Here is an 18,919-nt window from a genome sequence, read left to right as displayed (position 1 = left end):
AGAGTTCAACTCTACTTGAGGCAAGATAATTAACCCAAAACACAAAATGATCCACTGTTATGCGTGTAACTACGTGGATAACTCTTGAAAAATGATTTTATTTTTTTCTCATTGCTCTTTTTGTGATATATCACTTTCCTTGAAGAAAAACGACATTGGTATTCATTATAAATACGTATGTCATTTACATGGATAGTATAAATAGATTTTTCAGGTTTAGAAGGGATATTTTTATCTTTCAATACAAGTAGATGCTTTGGTGTCAGGGGCAAAGCCATCTCTCTGTAAGATTCTTGTTTTTCTTCAGAAAGATGAACAAAATTTACAACAGGATTATCAGAAATCAAGAATTCGTCGGTTACATAATTCATTCTAACAGCAGCATACTTCGCTTGTTTTTCTTCTCCTATAATAGCCAAGTTCCAATCAAAGTTATCGAGTAAATGTTTTCCCACTCTTTCAAGCGTTCCTGTACTCAACTGCATTAATAATTTTACATTGTCGTCTACATCGTCAAATGATCTTCCTAAATTCTGATCTATTGATGACACAAATTTCGCTCCTAACTCCCTATAAGCAGGAGTTCTGATGCTTTGAAGTGCGATAAAAATAGACATGCCCACTTTTTCTTCTTCTGTGAATATTTCATTGAATTGTTTTTGGATTATATCAGATGTCTCCAACTTCTGATTAACTACTTCTAACACCTTAGATATTCCATCCTCTAACCCAGCAAAATAATCTTCAAGAAATTCTTTTTTTATAAAACTTGCAGTAGGAGAACCTAATAATTCTGCTTCCCTTTTAGCTTCTGAAATGATATCGTCATCCAAATTGTAAAAGTATTTTTCAACTGCAACCCCCTCTGGTTTAACATTGGGAATCGTTTTAGATTGAACTTTATCAAAATACATTAATTTACTTTTTGAATCTGCAAATAATTTAAGATAAGATCTTGGAACGTAATGTTGTCTTTTAGTGGCCATATAATTTCCTTCTTTCTTTTGAGAAATAGAAATAAAAAATGTGACGTCCTATACTTATCCAAATATGATTATGACATTATAAACTTCTGTTAACTGAGAAGTTATTACATTATACGACGAATTCTTCATAGGTACTACATTATATTCTCAATCCATTTATGTATTTAGTAGTTTATACAAAGAGACCTGGCTTCTCAGGACTAAAACAAGGATCTGTACAGCTTAACTTGGATATACAAAACACAGTATAATGAAAAATGAACTTCTTGATAAGGAAAACGAAAAACTACGACATACCTAAGTGTCGCAAAAATTTTTCCGATATGAAGTGTAGCAAAAAGCTTAGAAAAACAAGTCTGGTCAGACAGAGAATGTTCTTGTAACATAGGATTACAAATCTTTCTTATTCATTGTTGGTCGCACTTCCATAATACAAAACAAGCGAGGTTTTTTAATCAAATATTTGAAGTCTTCTTACGCTCACAAGGGTTTAGGTCGATATTCTAGGTGCGAAAGTTGAGATATTTATTTTATAAGTTTGTTTTCGTTTCTTTTGGGTTGGCTGGTTGAGTCAGAAACTCGAAAACTCGCTGGAAGCATCTGTGATTAAATACTACGATAGCCTACCTCAGCTACTACCAACTTAACCCTCAATACAATATTGAATTCTATTATAAGTCACTGATTCATCAGGGTGGCTTTTTTTCTCTGGTTTTCTACTGGTGAGGCGAATTCAACATGCTTTATATAGTAAAACAAACTATCGCAGTATAAAATAAGTCGAGGCATACTTCTCCCGTAGCAGTTGCAAGTACCTTATCAAAAGTAAATACGATTTTATAACATTTAGAAAAGGAGCGTGATTAAGATGGAACCCGTGTTTAACTTTGATAATGAAATGATTGTTAGGGGGAGAGATGGCAATTTGCGTCCATATAAATATTTTTTGTACGAGGATATTGTTGTCATGAGTGCACCAGAATTCACATCATCCTCCGCAATGTTTAGATTTAAGTTCCTGGATGCAAGTATTATAGATGGTGATCAATTAGAGGAGAAAACATTCATTGTTCTTCATGATATTAAGCTGGACAAAGATCTCCTCTTAAGCACTTTTTACCACGAACTGGGTCACATCAAGCTTAATCATTTAGTAGAATATGAAGCAATCGGACGAGAAGAATCAATTGCACGTGGAGAAGTACACTACGCTGAGCTAGAAGCTGACAAATATTCATTCGATAAGATGGGGAAGGTCAATACAATAAGATGGTTAGAGAGTTTAATAGAAAGAACAACGCAAAACATAGCTGCAAGAGAGAAAGAACTGGAACAGGGTACATCAACAGACAGCGCTTCTTTGGAAAAGTATAAAAATTCTCTCTGGGAACTTGAACAAAGAGTACAGGTAGTCCGGAGTTTGAACTAATCTAACAGAGTCATTCACTGCACTTGTGCAAGCAGAACTGTACCCAAGCTTTTCAAAAGTCTCCACGACTGATACAATGAGTGTATTACTATATTCATAGAACTCTCATGCAAGCGCAGACGAGAGATTTAAATTAAGATGCCTCTTCAAAGAGTGATTAATCGTGTCCTTGGGACCAATTCCACTAATTTTGCGGGATTAATCATTTTTGAAGATTGCATCTTTTTTTGCGTTCTTTCAGGGCTAATCTATGAAAATTCCATAAAGGGGAGAGTATATAAATGATTAGGGTACATGAGCAGAATGCAAACCGCTGGCTAGTATACGACACAAATTCAGATGAATCGTGCTATATAGTCAAGGCATACAGCCAGGTTATGGGTGAATCTATTTCATTTTTCAGAGTAGATAATTCACAGGGTATCACGATAGCCACGCAACTTGAATCCTATGATGATGCCAAGAAAACTGCAATAAATTCAATCAATTAGTTTTCATAAAGTCTTGGCTTCAAATAACTTGATGGTTGGCCTCGATAATTATATATTGATCCTGCAACCAAGAATAAAGATAATTGTATATACGAAGGGAACGAAAACAATGACAAATCAATATTCATCTCCTATAGCTATCCCAATAGGAGATACCGTAATTGAACTTTTGGCTGATAATGGCATGAACATGGATGACCTTATAGACAAAACGGGATATAGCAATGAAAAGATGATACAGTACTTTTATGGTAAAGAACCCGTTAGTCAAGATTTTGCAGATAAACTTGCTAAAGTATTTACTCCGCCGGCGGAATTTTGGCTGACCCTTGATCAGAATTACCATAACACCATCAACAGACTATCAAAACAGTAATTCTAATTGCTGTTTATTTAAAATATTTTATACAACTCGTTACAGTAATAGAAATAAACAGAACGGGGATATTGATCAAACTGCAATACATTTTAATAAGGAGGTGTATCATCTTGCACAAAGATGATATAATCCCAATTACCTTTTGGACAGTCCTGATTATTATCGCGGCTTTAATCTTTAGGAGTTTAACTTAAAATACTTTTATAAATTAAAGAATTGAATCTAGTTTGAAGGTCCATAAATACATTAAGTAAAGTTTCATAAAAGCCATTATGCTTTAAGTAATCAGCAGCCGATCATTCAATCGGTTGCTTTTTTTATTATTAATTACGAAAAACTCGATACAAATATAAAGCCTGAAATAAGCTGTTGCCTACACTCTAGTTAACTTTCATCATTCTATTACTCGATAATCTGACCTGCTATTATAATATAGTTTGTTCAGATTGTTTATTGTCTTGAATGTCAAACTAACTGAAGGAAAGTGATAAAATGCGAGATGATTCAATTATGTTAATTGTAAGCATTTTCGGTAGAGTTTTAATTCGCTATAAACTATGGCAGGGAGTGAGATTATAAATGATTATTTCAGAAAGAATAATAAATATAAATTCAGCAGAATGGAAAACAGAATTGAACAATTTCATGCCATACAATGAATTCAAGAACATGGATTTTGACCTGCAACACATGTACATGAGGCACTGGAGATTAAATAAGACAAATAAGGTTATATGTAAGGGCATGGGAATCTCAAGAACGACTTTGTATATACGACTAATTTTATTGAAACTCGAAAGCCTATTTGTTATAAAAGGAATTCCTATTAGTCATCACGACCAAGGTTACAACAAATATAATATATCAGACGACGTCACTTTAACTTATGAGGAGTTTGAGGCTCTGGATCAAAACGTTAAAATCGAGTTGGCCAAAATGTTGTTCCAGAAGTACACTGTTTCAGAAATAGCGGAGAATTGGAGAATAAATCCTAAGGAGATATACAGCCTCAGAAGCTACATGCTTAATAATGGATTTATTAAACCAGAAGAATTGCGGTTATTACGAATTACTCCAATCATTTCAAAGCCGTTCTAATCTTCCTTTTTCAGAAGGATAGAACCTAGTAGTTTGTAGCGTTGAAGTAAACATAACATTTATCTAGCAAAAGCTTTTAATATTATCCGCCGGCGTACGTTGTATAAGGAATGGCTCTAATCTAACATGAGGGACGGTGGAAAGTGAGAGATAATTTGATATTATTACCAGGCATATTATTCTCAATAATATTGATCGGTTTAGCTTTAATAGTATACTTCAACTGATTTATCGGTGGTTCACCTTCTATTTCTTTGTTACTTGATTAGAAAACCTTAGCAGGGTGATATACTTGAAATAAAATGTTTTAGATTGAAGGGAGATTGATTCTAATTCATGTTTACTTATATCCCCGAGCAAGAGTACGTGCTTACAAGTAAAGAAGCGCTTACTTACATAAATCAACACCAGACCACTTTCAAAAAAGAACTTAATTCAGCAGACCTCAGCATTCACTGAAGAGAGGACATTCCCAGTCACAACTTGCATTCTGGTCACACTCCATCCTTATGCACTGTTCAATGACCCTAAACGCTCGTATCGGGATCTTTATCGAGCTGAGGGAGGGATCATTTTCAAAGATGCTGCAGTCCATTTCAGTACAAAATCTGTTGGGCCAAAAACCACTGAACTTGAACTGAGACAACAGCGACTTTTGTATCCTGTTATGGTGGCAGAAGCAATTAATGAACTGGCTTCAGAGTACAGCCACACAGAGGGAGATAGTATTCAGGAAAAAATTAAAAATGCGGGAATGAAGCTCATAGCTGGCCGCATTACTCGAGAGGATTATATGGAAGAAATGGCCAACCGGTCGAAGATACTCAGAGGATGGACTGGTCTTAACACTGGTCTTCATAACGAAATAACTCCCATCATGTTTATAGGGCCGTAGATAAATTAAAGTATTTGAACGTAACAATCTTTTCGGTAAATGGAACGAGAGAATAATACTGAGAAATTACTAATGCTAGTTTGTAATAAAATCGTTAATCCGAAATAATCGACGGTTTTTTGCTGTAAGAACTTTATGAACTAAACACTGGTCCTTTCCGATATGAATAGTTAAAAAGTTCAATTTTCCTACTTGACCAGCACAAATCATTATCGTTGTTAAGTGTATGACAGGATCACATTTAATCTTCAATTTATACTAAATTCTGTTCATATGGTACTTTTTCTGATAGAATTAAATCATATTCATTCATTAAGCGTCTCTCCTGCAAGCGCATAGAGAGAATTCTAAGTAGATGCCTTTTCAAGAGCGATTAATAGTGTCCACAGGGATACAATTCCACATTTTTAATGGAAATTAATCATTGTTGAAGATTGCATCTTTTTTTGCGTCTTACCATTTCGATAGAGGAGGATTACATATAATTAAAGTACATAAGCAGAATAAGACCGAGCCATTGGATTGTATACATTTACTAGTAATATCTAATAAATCACACTTACAGGCCACCCGACTAACTATAGAAAGGATGAACTAGAATGCAGTTAGATGAAAGAAGTGAAAAATATTTTGAAATCGAGAGGAAAAATATTGGATTGGTAGGTAGCAATGGAGGGTACTATGGTATTGAAGATATTCTCAAAAAGAAAAAACTATTTGAAATATCAGCACTCAAGGAAATCCGTAGATACGCTGGATTTTTTGGTTTGAGTGATCTCGTAATTTATAGTTACAATGTTGGTAATGGAATTATTTATTGTGCTGAGTTAGGGTATCAGACTAGTATTGATGATTATAACGTAGAGACGCATATATTCAGTAGAATACCCTCAGTTGATGATGTGACTCTTGTAAGGTCAATGGATGAGTTTGAGTTAGACTTGAGACTTACTCGCAATGGAGTGCAAGCTGAATATCGTTGCTGGGAATGTGGTCGGAATTCACATTGGATAGATATACATGGGAATTTTAAAGATAAAGTTGAAAAATTACGAGAAGGTTATTGTGGTTGTTAATTGTTTTTGTTGGAGCTCCGAAATGAGCTCCTTGGGAATATATTCTCTTATTTGTAATGTTTAACGTTATAGCCTTGTGTGCTATAAGTGATGGTTATGCATTGTACATACTAGCAGGGATTATGTTCACAGATATTGTGGGAATGATAATTTTCATATCTGTACATGATGAAAAAATCAAGAAGAGAGAACACACCAAGATTTGAAGTTCTTAATTCAACAGTTTCACAAAAGTATTCTGCTTTACGTAATCCAGCAGCCGATCATTCGATCGGTTGCTTTTTTATTGGTTAATATGGCCCTATTGTATTACCGTGAATCTTTCGATATTCTGAACTGCTATTATAATATTCTTTGTCAGTATTGATTAAATGGTAGTAAATATCATGTTGTTCAGTTCTTAAGACTAAATGAGGGACGGTGTAAAATGCGATCTTATTTGATCCTGTTACCAGGCTTATTTCTCTCAATATTATTGATCGTTATAGCTTTAACAGTATATCTCAACTGATTTATCAGTGGTTAACCCCTATTTCTTTGTTACTTGATTAGAATACACTTACTCGGGGAATAGATAGGTGATATACTTGGAATAAATTGTTATTAATTTAAAGGGAGGTTGATTCTAATTCATGTTTACTTATATTCCAGAGCAAGAGTATATGCTAACAAGTAAAGAAGCGCTGATTTACTTAAATCAGCATCAGGGTACTTTCAATAAAGAACTTAATTCAACGGACCTCAGCAATTGGACTAGAAATTTTGAAATTAATGCAATTAAGCCAATAGGGACAACCCGTTGGCGCTACCGTGACGCAGATCTTAAAGATTTCGTATATCGCTACCAACACAACATGCTCCATAAGTTCAACGATTCCTATCGAACTCGAACCTCTTGCAGAATTCCGGAAATAATCTTGCGAGATTTTTTCATTGAAGAGAGGACATTCCAAGTCACAACATGCATCTTGGTCACGCTCCATCCGTATGCACTGTTTAATGACCCTGAACGCTCGTATCGGAATCTTTATCGAGCCGAGGGAGGGATCATTTTCAAAGATGCTGCAGTCCATTTCAGTACGCACTCTGTAGGACCAAAAACCACTGAGCTTGAGCTGAGACAGCAACGACTTATGTATCCTGTTTTGGTGGCAGAAGCAATTAATGAACTGGCTTCAGAGTATAGCCGCACTGAGGGAGATAGTATTCAGGACAAAATTATTAAAGCGGGATGGACGCTCATATCTGGTCGGATCACCAAAGAAACTTTTATGGATGAGTTAGATAGCATGTCGAGAATCTTACGAGGATGGACAGGGTTAAACTCAACGCTTCATAACGAAATAACCCCCATTATCTTTGGGAAAGTAATTGAGGATATCTAAACATTACACGTGATCCTCTTTTAGGATGGCGGGATTTGTTGTAAGGTTATAGCCATACTCAGCCCAAGGTAAAATCCTCAAGATCATATTTTCACGAGGAAAAGGTCTTATAGATTGAATAATCAACCTTACGGGTAGTATAATACACATATACATTACACATGCTATATAACATTTTCTTTTTGCACATACTGTGCAAAAAAAGGCCTTCACTGCTGGAACAGTGAAGACCCATGAGTGCCAAAAGATGTAATGTGTAGCCACGGCAGTGCCAGTTAGCAGTGGACTAAAAAACCTACCGTTAGGCTGCGAACCTAATTAAACGGTGGGTTTTTTCTTGTTTTGCCGCTTATGTCGTTTGATCAAGAAGTAGATTCTTTTTATGCCTAGCCCTATGCTAATTAAGGCTGCACACCCCTTGAGAACATTTACAACAACTAGAAATGTGGTCATTAGTGTTTCACCTCCTTTCGAAGGCAAACCGTGACCACAACTCACTACATCAATCGAACCTCGTATGGAATATTATAGCATGGTCTTAGGTAACTGTCTGTCCACATCATTCATGTAAAGAATGAATTTTAATTTGTATTGGACAAATCCATGTGTGTTTGTGACCTATGCTTTGCTCATATCTTATCAAAAAATAAGTCAAGCAACTAGGGTATGATGTATATTTGAATTTTTTTTGAATTTGTCCATTATTATGGACAAAAACGGTTGTAGGGGGCCAAATGAGGTGAATACTGAACAAAAGACGTCCAAACCATTCTCTAGAGTTAATTTAAAAGATGAACTTAATCGTCTAAAGACATCCCAAATACGCATTGAACGAATTAACAAGATACATAAGTTTTATGAGGAGATGCATAGCGCAATTGATAGGATAGACGAATTCGCTTCTTATAAAGAAGACTATGAGAACAATCACATTTTATATAAAGAGGAATTCGAGAAATATGTATTGCCCCTGGCCGGCAACGTAAATTATGAGTTTGAAGCTGCAATTACACGTGCTCAAGAAAAAAACATAGTCATAAAGGAAAGTATCCGTTTTATAATGCTTTGCTTATCTGCCACAACTAACCCTAAACGTATATGTAAAACAAAGGATAACATAATAAAAATAACTAAAGGTCGTTTAATTGATTCCTTGAAAGAATTAGAACGGTACACCTTGTCGATTACATTGTGGTCCCCAGGTTTTCAATCTCAATTTTTTGATGAAATACAGCAATTACGAATAGCATTTTTACACGACGCAATCAACCAAGTGCTAGAATTTGCGGATATTAAGCGTGAGTTTGTTCCCTTAATCTTTGATCAATTGCTTGCTACAAAATTAGAGGAAACATTACATTGCACGAGAAGTAATTCAATTACCAAGTATTATAAGATAAATGAGAATGATATCCACTGGACAGAGAGTTTCAAAATGCTTTTTATAGATAGGTTTTTACTTCAAATCGAGGATGCAATGAAACGTTCGCCAAGAGTTTAGGAAAAAATTTTCGACTCATCAATTATGCTAAATACTCTATCAGGATCACGAAACATAATTCATGTTATGCTTTACTTTTAATTCCGAAAGAGAACTACAATTATCTGAAGTAGATTAAATAAAAGGTGGGAAAAATCTGTGAGTAATAATAAATTTACGGACAAAAAAGGAAGACTGATTGTTATTGTCGTTACTGATCAAGGTTTAACTGCAGAACATGATGAAGAAATCATCGGTGTTTTTAACTATGAACATGTCACTTTTGATGATGATTACTATGATTCTGAACATTACAAATTATGTCTTATGGACATAAAACCTGATTATCGAAGGGCCGGCATTGGTATTAAGATGTTAGAATATGGTGCAACTTTTTACAAGCAGATTGAGTATCCGGAGGACGAAACAGAAAATTATCCAACTCTAGAAGGTGCTGCTTTATTAAATGCAGCCAATAAAAAAGGAGTCATCAAACTTAACTATATCCATGACGATGACGATGAGGACGAATATGAAAATGATTTTGAATTTAATAACAATAAAGTGGAGAGTGATACAAAAACCACTTCCATAACTTACACTAAAAGCTCTGGTAGTATTGAAGTTGAAAAAATAATCGCGTTTTTACTTCGAGGTAAAAATGAACTCGAAGGTGAAAATCCCCAAAGTCAAGTTAATGACATGCAAAAATCTGAAACTTTTGACGATTAACCCTAGTCATAAATAGTACAATTTAATAGAGTAAAACATTCTCTTATGGATGCCTGGTATCCGTCTGCTTCAGTGCTTCAATCGAGTGCGGAGCGTGGCTTTCATGTGATTAGTGGTTTGAAGACCAACCGTATTTTCTATCCTCAAGGCATCCGGCAGTCGCTCAAAAGCTTCGCTTCCTACATCTCGAAATCGGATACCGATCTAGTGACCATTGGCGCCTCCGCTTACCGGGTATATCGCTATGAAGGGAAGCTCAATCTCATGGAGAATGCTGTATTGCTCCTATGTTGGAAAGAAGGAGATGGCTTTGATCCCAAGCAAATGAGAGCTTTTCTGAGCTTAGACACACCTTTGGTCACGATCTGATTGCAGCCGGTAACGATTTGCAAAAGGTCGCTCTGCTAATGGGTCATTTTAAGGAAAACGGGGAACCGAATATTGCCATGACGATGATTTATACTACTCCTGGTGTTGAGGATCTGGAGGCAGCGGTGGAGTCGATCAGCTGGACATGATAAAACGAGAGGCATGCCACAATTTAGAAGATACTAAAGCAAGTTAAGATAAATTTTCTGTAGGCTGAGGAGTGAATGAAATGATAGTAGGCGTTGTTGTTGGAGCGGTAGGTCTGGTAGTAGCTTTGGGGCTTCGCAGATTCGGAAGGGGAAATCGTGAAAAATCAATCTTCTTGCGTCAATGAGCAGCGGCGTCTTGGCTTTTAGTATTATGTTACTGGTGTTAGATCAGTTCTTTTAAGAGACCAAGGTTTAGTGGGACATATAAAGTAAAGGAGTGTTTTATATTATAATTATTGACCATTCATTAGAAAGATTTTTGAAAATGAATTATGAAGGTATAAACCGGCAATTCTCGACTGATGAAGCGTTTATATATAAGGATATTTATAAAGACATTAGTAATGAATATTTAAGAGAGACATTTATTCTTATTCATGCTTCTATTAACCCTTTACTTTCTTTTTTGAATAAAAAAAACAACGGTAATAAAACTTACAATGCAGAACAAAGTAGGAGACTTTCGGATCTTATTGATAAAATAAGGAGTCTATTTGCAAGACTTAAAGACACTTCTCTTGCATTTAAAATAAACGATCATTATGAAGATATAATGAATCAATGTCGTGCGTTTATTTCCTATAGTGGTGGCAGTGCTATACCTGATGAGTTTCCTAGGATCAATCTGGTTGAATACGATCCGATCTTTACTTTAATGAATAAAACAGATGTTATTCGTGTCCAAAAGTCAGATGCATTCGAAACCCTATTTAAAGGGGAAGGTTCTTACGCAAATGTTTACAAGTTTCACGATACACATTATAACGAAACATTTGCTTTAAAACGAGCAAAGAAAAATTTAAGTCCTAAAGAAATTATAAGGTTTAAAAACGAGTTTTTAGAGCTTAGCAAGTTGGACTCCCCATACATAGTGAGGGTTTACAACTATAATGATCAAATTAATGAGTATACTATGGAATATGTTGAAGACACACTAGCAAAATATATGCGGGCTAATAATAACAAGTTATCAATAAAGGATAGAGTTTCAATTATTAATCAGATTTTTAAAGCATTTAAATATATTCATAGCAAAGAACTTCTTCATCGCGATATAAGCCACAGTAATATACTGATTAAAACTCATGATGATGGTACAACTATAGTGAAAGTTTCTGATTTTGGTTTGGTTAAAACCAAGGATAGTACACTGACTGACCCAGATTCAAGTATAAAAGGTTCATTAAACGATAATCATCTTAATATAGTCGGATTTGATAAATATGAAATTAGACATGAAATCTATGCTTTAATACAAGTAATAAATTTTGTGTTAACAGGGAATACCAAAGGCGGACTGTACAATAAAGATAAAAATGTTCATGACTTTTTATTGAGAGGACATTCAGCAAATATAGAAGAACGTTTCGGTAGTATAAAAGAAATGGAGTCCGAGTTCATAAAGGTGAAAAGAAATCTTCTTTAGTTATTATTTAGAAGCGAAATTATGCCGAAGTAAATCTGGAATAGAATGCGTTTAACGTTTAGGAGAAAGTTAAATAATATTTTTATTTTGCTATAGGCATAGCAAAACGAAAACGATGATTGTATATAGATAATATATAGAATAGAAAAACATAAAAGGAAGCTAAGAATTAGAATGATCAAGCTGAACGACTTTTAAATTCTTTGGACCAGAGTATCACCTTCTGCATATCGGCTTTCAATTCATCTGGTTCGGGTAACTCGACTGGTATTTCATGAGGTTGGGAATGTTCATATGTCGAGTATTTCGTCATATATTCATCGAACATTTTGCAATCATCTGGAGTAATATGGGACAATTTATGAAGTTTATTCATTGTTTGAACAGAGCGTCTAAACCGTAGGACGACCTCAGAGAGTAATTCTGTTTCAATAAAGCGTTCAATTAAAATCGCTGCATATTCCTTTAGCCAGTAGATCATATTCTGTTCTTCCTCGTTCATTAAGTACTTTTTCTGCAGAACTTACTCTTTCATTTAATAGTGAATTTAATGCAGATGATGGACTTTTCCCATCCAGTGGAGTCTGACCAAGCTCCAGCACCCCAAGACTCAGATCTCAACCAATTTCCATCACATTTCACTCCCAGTTTTTTTTGCAGCGTCATTAAGCAGAGTTAAAAATGATAGCCTGTGAGTGAAGATAATAACTTGCCTAGTTAAACTTAATTTTACAAGTCTTTTAACAGTTGTTTCTTCAAAAAATTGATCTAAAGAGGAAATAGGAAATAGGATCATCAAATATAAAGGGAGTTTTGTCTAAACCATCAATTAGGACATTCTTCAATACAAACTACAATGATTTATACTCACTTAACAGATGAATCAAATGAGAAGCGCTGTAAATAACATGAATAAATAATCCGGAGGGAGTGACATAAAGTTGCCTACCAGACTGGAGAATGACATCACTCTTTCTTTCTTTTTTGTTTGTTTGTTGTATTAAATTAAATCATTGGTTATACTATAAATGTTACCGCATATAATTGATATTATATACGTTAACATTTAAAAAGCCAATTACCAATCTTAACCCTGTCTTTTCCCTACTACTGCATTTATGCCCTTCGTCTTTAATTAACGGAACATGGTAGGCAACTTTATGTCAAATTCCCTTCAAATATAAAATATAGGTTTGATAACGGTTAATGCTGCATGATCCTTATTTTATTATTTACATTTAGATTTAAACTAGATTATGAGGTGAAAATTTTATGCCCCAGGTTCAAAGAAATTTAGACTATTTAGAACTAATGGATAAACTCCCTTTTATGCCTTGGTATGTAGATCAATTTATCAACTATAAATTACCGGACAAATCCCCAACAACACTACTTGAGTATATCCGAGACTACGAAATTTTCTTTAATTACCTGATCGCTGAGGGTATTTCTTCAGCCGATAAGATTACTGACATTTCACTTGAAACTTTAGAAAAGCTTCCACTAGAATCAATCACAGGGTACAAACATTATCTTTCTATAAGGAATGTTAGTAAAAAGAAAGATTCCTTACCCATTTCTAAATCAACTATTTCGAGGAGAATATCTTCTCTCCGCTCTTTGTTCAGTTATCTAAGCCAATTTGCAGAAGATGAGAATTTATATCCTTTGCTTAAACGAAACGTTATGGCTAAGATTCCGGTACAAAAAATGAAGAAACCTGAGGAAACAGCGAGTCGTTTGTCTGGTAAACTCCTTCAAGAAAATGAGATAGATGAATTTATCGAATTCATAGCTAATAGTTATCCTTCAGCTATAGGCGATAAAAAGCGTGCTTTGGTTTCATACTATCAAAACAAAGTACGTGATGCATGTATTGTTAGTTTGATCTTACATTCTGGACTACGAGTTTCAGAAGTTGTGAACTTAAATTTAAATGACATAGATATGACCATAAATACGGTTTACGTCTTTCGTAAAGGTGGTACAGATGAAGCCTTCAAAACCCCTGTCAATTTCAGAAAAGAGGTCTGTCCTGCATTAAGTACCTATTTGAGTATCCGCGTTCAACAGTATAAAAATAAGAAAGATAATGCATTCTTCCTTGCTCTACCTAATGGGAAATCAGAAGGAAATAGAATGTCTAAAAGAGCCATCCAGGACATGATTATAAAATACGCCAAAGCATTTGGAAAACCCTTTCTGACCGTTCACAAATTAAGGCATTCTTTCGCAACAGATTACTACCTCTCTAATGATTTATATAAAACTCAATCTCAGTTAGGGCATGCCTCCCCACAAACGACACAAATATATGCTCATCTTACAGACAAAACAATGTCCGAAGCAATAGATAGAAGGAACCGATAGACTCACAGAACTATGTTACGCCGATCTCTTCTTCCGAAATCGGCGTATTTTGCTACTTTTATAGTCATCAATTACATAATGTTTGGTAACTGTGTCTACGATCATCATCAGACTTCTCGGAGAGCCTATAGCAAGGCTATTGTGTTACTATATGGAATACCTTTTGCGCTCATTAGCAAGGTTCTCGAGGCTGCTGAGCATGATGGTATACCTCAGGCAACAAAAATATCAGTAGAGAATCTGAAGAATATCCTGTAGTTATAGCGGCGTGGTTTTGAACAGCTTCAGATATAATAAACAGATCGGTTGTCATTCAGACCCACACTTTCATACATGAGAAGATAAAAAAGTATTAAATTCAGTCTCAATATTTGACTTTTTGGAAGCTATTTAATATCTTCATAGTGAAGACATTAAATAGTTTTTCAAAGTCATAATAATAGCAATAAATCAAAAGGGGAGATTTTCATGGGTTTTAAATCAATTTCAGAGGAAACAACAAAAGTTGAAGCGGCTAATGTTACATTTGAGCTACAGTCTAAGAGTAATGAAGTGATATCACAACTTGATCCATTTTTACTTGCAGATTTTTCTTTAGCAATTGAACAGGCATATCGTCTCGAAATTACGGATAATGTTACTGGGAAAAATACTACTTACAGATTGAGAGATGCACTAATCAACCTTGATGCTTTGGTTAGTACTAATATATTACCACTTAAGCTTGAAGTTGAAATAGATGGAAAAACTGATACTCTTGTTTTTAATATTTCTGAGACAGATGCTGATAGAAGTTACGTAAGCCGTGAAAACCCTAAGTATTACATATACTGCGATAATTCTGACAAGATAGGATATAAGTTTTGGTTTTTAAAAAATAAGTAGTCCTGAGCTTAATTGATAACTCAATAAAATGAAGCACCCTCGAAGAGGGTGCTTCATTTTAGTTAAGTGTGTATCCATGGTCTGTTACCCTAACAAAGAAGTGGCATTTTCCTTTTTGGAAAATGCCTCACAAAGAGACGACTGATGCACAAGGGAAATTGAGACACTCGTTTGCAACTAGCTTTTTTAGGACAAAGTAACTCTACCTCTTAGTATGAATTGTTCTTAGAGATATGTTCTTTGGCCCACTTCGGCAAACTAGCGCCACGAATAGATTGATAACAAACATAAAGCAATTCCGGAGCCGCACCCACAAGAAACCACACCAAAATTTTAATCATTCCCATACCCCTCCTCTTGTTCATCCTTTTATTAAATCCAGCTGATCGATTTCACCGCAGTGGTAAGATCCTTGAATCCAGGTGTTGTGTAGATCATCCATCATAAACCTTTATCTAAGCGCTTTATCAATGGGATTTTTTCCATTCCTCAAATGAGATGTGTCAACTGGTGTTAATACTCTTTTACGAACTACTTGCCCTGTCGTTTGAAATGGTGATTTTGGTCCCCGATACAAAAGCCCCGTTGATTTTATTGAGATGATTTCCCACGTTCTAGCATTAGCAGTAAACAAATCACTTACATTAGGTTGCTCCTCAGTTACAATGTAAAATTCAGTTTCATCATCTTCTGGGAATTTCACCACTTGCATTCTGACAACTCCCTGCGACACACTTTTTTTATAATAATGTCCAACTGATCAACTCCACCGTACACCATCCAGATCCTCAAATCTCGGAATGGCATTCCCGATCACTGAAACCTTTTCCAAGTTCGTAGACATTACCTGAGCGCGGAAGGATCTGGTATCCCTTCTGCTCTCTTTTTGTTATCTGATACTTGATGGAGACAAACAAATCCACCCGAAACATCTGGAAAAATCTCCTGACCACACCATTGCACCCAGATGTTCCATAGCGCCCACCTCAAGCCGATCTGAAATGTATGGACCCGCTGCAGGTTTTGAACGTTCTGTATCGAGGGGTACCGTTGCTGTGTCGTGCATCATCTCCCATAACAGAGGTTCATCTGTCTCAGTGCAGATTGTTGTGATGATAGGAATACCATCATCGGCGTATATCGTACCTATAGTAGCCTCTTTTATGCGTGAACTTTTGAGGATATAACCATCCAGTACAGTTGTACCGTCTGGACCAAACGAGTCGTTGACGATCCGTTTGAGGGCAAAATACATACCTTTGTCAATCTCGTCAGGGGAGCTCCTCCGTATATGTCCAGTATTGAGCGTTATGTGATTGATTTGCTTCAATCCGCCCCCTCCCTTTTATGTTCCAAAATGTCGTTTGGCTGAACGCCGAAATGTGTACAGAGTTTATCAATCACATCTAGAGATACATTTTCTCCCTTTTCAAACTTAGCGACGGTTGATGGACCAAAGCCTAGCAACTGCTTAAGGTCTGTTCTTTTGATATCTCTGTCCAACAAAAGCTTAAACAGAGGTTTATAAGAAAATGACATTTTAATCACCTTTCTGTACTTTATGTTTCTATAATAATATATAAAGTACAGATAGTCAAACAAAAAGCTTGCATGCAAGTACAGATAATGATATATTAGGTACAGTAAGTCAAACAAATTATATAAGGATGATGAAAATGAACGTCATGAAAAGAGCTTGGGAAATCGCAAGATGGTGCAGCTAAATTCGGAGGTAAGGGTGAAGAGTTCTTCCGCCAAGCTCTGATCATGGCGTGGGCAGAGAGCCGTAAGCCGAAGTTGGCTGAATTATTCATCGGAAACGGCAGTCGCAAGTGTAAAACTTGGGTAACTCGTATCACCGGTAGTCACGAGCGTTTCGGGTTTAACCGCGTGTTCCTGATAGAGGACGGATCGAACTGGGCGAACAAATGGTTCAACCTCAGCAACGGGGTGTACGAAGTTAGTGCCGGAGAGGACAATCGTTACTTCATCAAAGTTGCAAACGGGGTTATCTACAACATTGACAAAGCAGATGTGCTTAATGCCCTCAATGAGGTTCCTGCTTTAAGCAAAGTAGTGCATCTCAATCCAAGCCAGTAGCAAAAACGTCTAAAAGCAACTTTTGTCGCAAATGCCACAGCTACTGCTGGGGAGATTGCGAAGCAAACTAAAAATGCCGCCTGGATACGAGCATATCAGGGTGGCCTGGACGGGAAAACTTTCGACTGCCTTCCCGTCCTCCATTATCCCAAAATTGGAGGAAAGAACTGATGATTACAGTGTTGATTGATGGAGCAATGTCAACAGCTACATTGAGCATGATCGACCAAATCACTGGAGTTGATTGGGTGAATGATTTCATAGGTAACCATGGAGCGTTTAATGATGGGCAATTCTCCTTGATTGAGGGATCAGATGTTTATGTTGCTGACCAGGCTACATTTAGCTGGTGGGCGAAGGTCCTCACAGACCATCAAGCCCAAGCTGAGCGGATCTCTGATGTCAAATCAATCGTGTCTGACAACTCTGAGGTTGACCGGATTGTATCCGCAGCCTCAGAGTGTGACCTGAAAGATCAAGCGGTGCGCCTCATTGCTGCGCTGGATGAAGCGTACTGAAATGGCATCGGACATTAAATTGTAGGGGCTTCTGTCCCCTTATCATTACTGCCGCAGACTCAAAAAGGAGCCGGGCAATGGAGGAAATAGATAATGGAAACTCGAAATCAACCAAACGAAAATGAAATTAAAAATTTCATCAGATCATATAAAAACCTGAGTGATGAACAAGTTATTTTATTCTTTTTAAATAATGAATACTTGGGAAATGGAGACCTTGAAGCGTTGTTTTCTTTATCTGGAAACGATCTATCAGAAACGACTCAAAAAAAAATTATTAAAGTAAATGAGGATTGGATTAAATATCTTGACTCACCTTCTGAGTCGCTTCAAATGATTGCAGTGAAAAATTATGCTCATTTGCTAAGAGAAATAAAAATGCCTACTAAAAAAGTAATCCTGTACTGCCTAGGTTATGATAAAGACGCAGTAAGCTTTGCTTCTCTTTATCCTAAAGATAAAGAATTTGTGGAAACTATGATTAACAGATCCCTTGTAGCCGATTGGGACAAAGATTACATCAACGATTATATAAATGGTGATGTAAAAAAAGCTCTGAGTTTGATGGATATAAATGAAACGGTTATTAGTTTCATTTCCGATGAGCTAATCAAATCACCTGAATTTGACGGTTGGATCGAGAAGAACTATAAAAAAATAAATTTCAGTAGATTCAATCGACGTATATGCGACTTTTCTCTCAAATCTAAGAGACTTGCCGCAAAAGAGTGGCATATCTTCAGAGATTTTGATACAGAAGATAGCGAAGTTGTGAAGGCATATTTAACAAGACAAGATTATAAATTGAGATACCTTAAATCCAATTATTCAATTGGAGTCATAGGCAGAGAATTAAATGTAGCAGAAATAGATCTCGTTATATCCATCTCAACTGATAGCTTCTACATTGATTCTGGAACGGATATTACTGACGTGATTAAAATATCTATTCTTCGTCATTGGCCGTTAATTGCTTGCGTTCAACATATCGGATGGATTGACGCAAGCTCTCATCTAGCTACCGTTGCCAAGCAAAATGGAAAAGAGATACTAGTTAGGTGAAAAAATCAATACGGATGACGAGTGTACAG

General features: G+C 36.0%; 19 protein-coding genes and 1 pseudogene. 14 read left to right on the top strand and 6 right to left on the bottom strand.

Annotation, left to right across the window (positions count from 1 at the left end; all coding sequences use genetic code 11):
* Window positions 1–29: 29 nt before the first annotated feature.
* The gene (locus OM416_RS19565) at window positions 30–986 is read right to left on the bottom strand and encodes a DUF4238 domain-containing protein (protein WP_264932301.1); all 957 of its coding nucleotides are present in this window, start codon (window positions 984–986) and stop codon (window positions 30–32) included.
* Between the two features lie 868 nt (window positions 987–1,854).
* Between OM416_RS19565 and OM416_RS19560 the strand changes: the two genes are divergently transcribed.
* From OM416_RS19560 to OM416_RS19515, 9 genes are all read left to right on the top strand, one after another.
* Entirely contained in the window at window positions 1,855–2,415 is a 561-nt protein-coding gene (locus OM416_RS19560) for a hypothetical protein (RefSeq protein ID WP_264932299.1), read from the top strand.
* 600 nt (window positions 2,416–3,015) lie between these two features.
* On the top strand, window positions 3,016–3,282 hold the full coding sequence (locus OM416_RS19555; RefSeq protein ID WP_264932297.1) for a helix-turn-helix transcriptional regulator: 267 nt from the start codon (window positions 3,016–3,018) through the stop codon (window positions 3,280–3,282).
* Window positions 3,283–3,864: 582 nt separating this feature from the next.
* Entirely contained in the window at window positions 3,865–4,383 is a 519-nt protein-coding gene (locus OM416_RS19550) for a hypothetical protein (RefSeq protein WP_264932296.1), read from the top strand.
* 1,494 nt (window positions 4,384–5,877) lie between these two features.
* A complete protein-coding gene (locus OM416_RS19545; protein ID WP_264932295.1) occupies window positions 5,878–6,354 on the top strand; it encodes a hypothetical protein in 477 nt (158 codons plus the stop codon).
* Between the two features lie 632 nt (window positions 6,355–6,986).
* On the top strand, window positions 6,987–7,739 hold the full coding sequence (locus OM416_RS19540; RefSeq protein WP_264932294.1) for a hypothetical protein: 753 nt from the start codon (window positions 6,987–6,989) through the stop codon (window positions 7,737–7,739).
* A gap of 739 nt (window positions 7,740–8,478) precedes the next feature.
* Window positions 8,479–9,240, top strand: coding sequence for a hypothetical protein (locus OM416_RS19535; protein WP_264932293.1), 762 nt, complete (start codon window positions 8,479–8,481; stop codon window positions 9,238–9,240).
* 138 nt (window positions 9,241–9,378) lie between these two features.
* On the top strand, window positions 9,379–9,951 hold the full coding sequence (locus tag OM416_RS19530) for a GNAT family N-acetyltransferase (protein ID WP_264932292.1): 573 nt from the start codon (window positions 9,379–9,381) through the stop codon (window positions 9,949–9,951).
* 45 nt (window positions 9,952–9,996) lie between these two features.
* The gene (locus OM416_RS19525) at window positions 9,997–10,320 is read left to right on the top strand and encodes a hypothetical protein (protein ID WP_264932291.1); all 324 of its coding nucleotides are present in this window, start codon (window positions 9,997–9,999) and stop codon (window positions 10,318–10,320) included.
* A 474-nt stretch (window positions 10,321–10,794) separates the two neighbouring features.
* Window positions 10,795–11,955 carry a protein kinase family protein gene (locus OM416_RS19515; protein ID WP_264932289.1) on the top strand — a complete coding sequence of 387 codons (1,161 nt, stop codon included), beginning with the start codon at window positions 10,795–10,797 and terminating at the stop codon, window positions 11,953–11,955.
* Window positions 11,956–12,133: 178 nt separating this feature from the next.
* Here OM416_RS19515 and OM416_RS19510 read toward each other — a convergent pair whose 3' ends face one another.
* Complete coding sequence (locus tag OM416_RS19510; RefSeq protein WP_264932288.1) at window positions 12,134–12,436, bottom strand: hypothetical protein; 303 nt, start codon at window positions 12,434–12,436, stop codon at window positions 12,134–12,136.
* A 791-nt stretch (window positions 12,437–13,227) separates the two neighbouring features.
* Between OM416_RS19510 and xerS the strand changes: the two genes are divergently transcribed.
* The gene (xerS, locus tag OM416_RS19505) at window positions 13,228–14,325 is read left to right on the top strand and encodes a tyrosine recombinase XerS (RefSeq protein ID WP_264932287.1); all 1,098 of its coding nucleotides are present in this window, start codon (window positions 13,228–13,230) and stop codon (window positions 14,323–14,325) included.
* Between the two features lie 468 nt (window positions 14,326–14,793).
* Window positions 14,794–15,210, top strand: coding sequence for a hypothetical protein (locus OM416_RS19500; RefSeq protein WP_264932286.1), 417 nt, complete (start codon window positions 14,794–14,796; stop codon window positions 15,208–15,210).
* 209 nt (window positions 15,211–15,419) lie between these two features.
* Here OM416_RS19500 and OM416_RS19495 read toward each other — a convergent pair whose 3' ends face one another.
* The 4 genes from OM416_RS19495 to OM416_RS19480 all read right to left on the bottom strand — a co-directional run bounded on the left by OM416_RS19495 (window position 15,420) and on the right by OM416_RS19480 (window position 16,749).
* Window positions 15,420–15,551, bottom strand: coding sequence for a hypothetical protein (locus tag OM416_RS19495; RefSeq protein ID WP_264932285.1), 132 nt, complete (start codon window positions 15,549–15,551; stop codon window positions 15,420–15,422).
* Window positions 15,552–15,661: 110 nt separating this feature from the next.
* Complete coding sequence (locus OM416_RS19490; protein WP_264932284.1) at window positions 15,662–15,922, bottom strand: hypothetical protein; 261 nt, start codon at window positions 15,920–15,922, stop codon at window positions 15,662–15,664.
* 177 nt (window positions 15,923–16,099) lie between these two features.
* The gene (locus tag OM416_RS19485; RefSeq protein WP_264932283.1) at window positions 16,100–16,540 is read right to left on the bottom strand and encodes a hypothetical protein; all 441 of its coding nucleotides are present in this window, start codon (window positions 16,538–16,540) and stop codon (window positions 16,100–16,102) included.
* Window positions 16,537–16,749, bottom strand: coding sequence for a helix-turn-helix domain-containing protein (locus tag OM416_RS19480; protein WP_264932282.1), 213 nt, complete (start codon window positions 16,747–16,749; stop codon window positions 16,537–16,539). The genes OM416_RS19485 and OM416_RS19480 overlap by 4 nt, the downstream gene beginning before the upstream one ends.
* A 186-nt stretch (window positions 16,750–16,935) precedes the next feature.
* Between OM416_RS19480 and OM416_RS19475 the strand changes: the two are divergent.
* From OM416_RS19475 to OM416_RS19465, 3 genes and pseudogenes are all read left to right on the top strand, one after another.
* Window positions 16,936–17,310 (top strand): annotated as a pseudogene (locus OM416_RS19475) (hypothetical protein); the annotation flags it as partial.
* 170 nt (window positions 17,311–17,480) lie between these two features.
* Entirely contained in the window at window positions 17,481–17,828 is a 348-nt protein-coding gene (locus tag OM416_RS19470) for a hypothetical protein (RefSeq protein ID WP_264932281.1), read from the top strand.
* Window positions 17,829–17,921: 93 nt separating this feature from the next.
* Window positions 17,922–18,890, top strand: a complete 969-nt coding sequence (locus tag OM416_RS19465; protein WP_264932280.1) for a hypothetical protein — start codon at window positions 17,922–17,924, stop codon at window positions 18,888–18,890.
* Window positions 18,891–18,919: the final 29 nt, after the last annotated feature.

It is taken from the genome of Paenibacillus sp. LS1, from assembly GCF_026013365.1.
GTDB lineage: Bacteria > Bacillota > Bacilli > Paenibacillales > Paenibacillaceae > Paenibacillus.
Note: the sequence above shows the minus strand (reverse complement) of the source record. Positions and strands in the feature narration are given on the sequence as shown.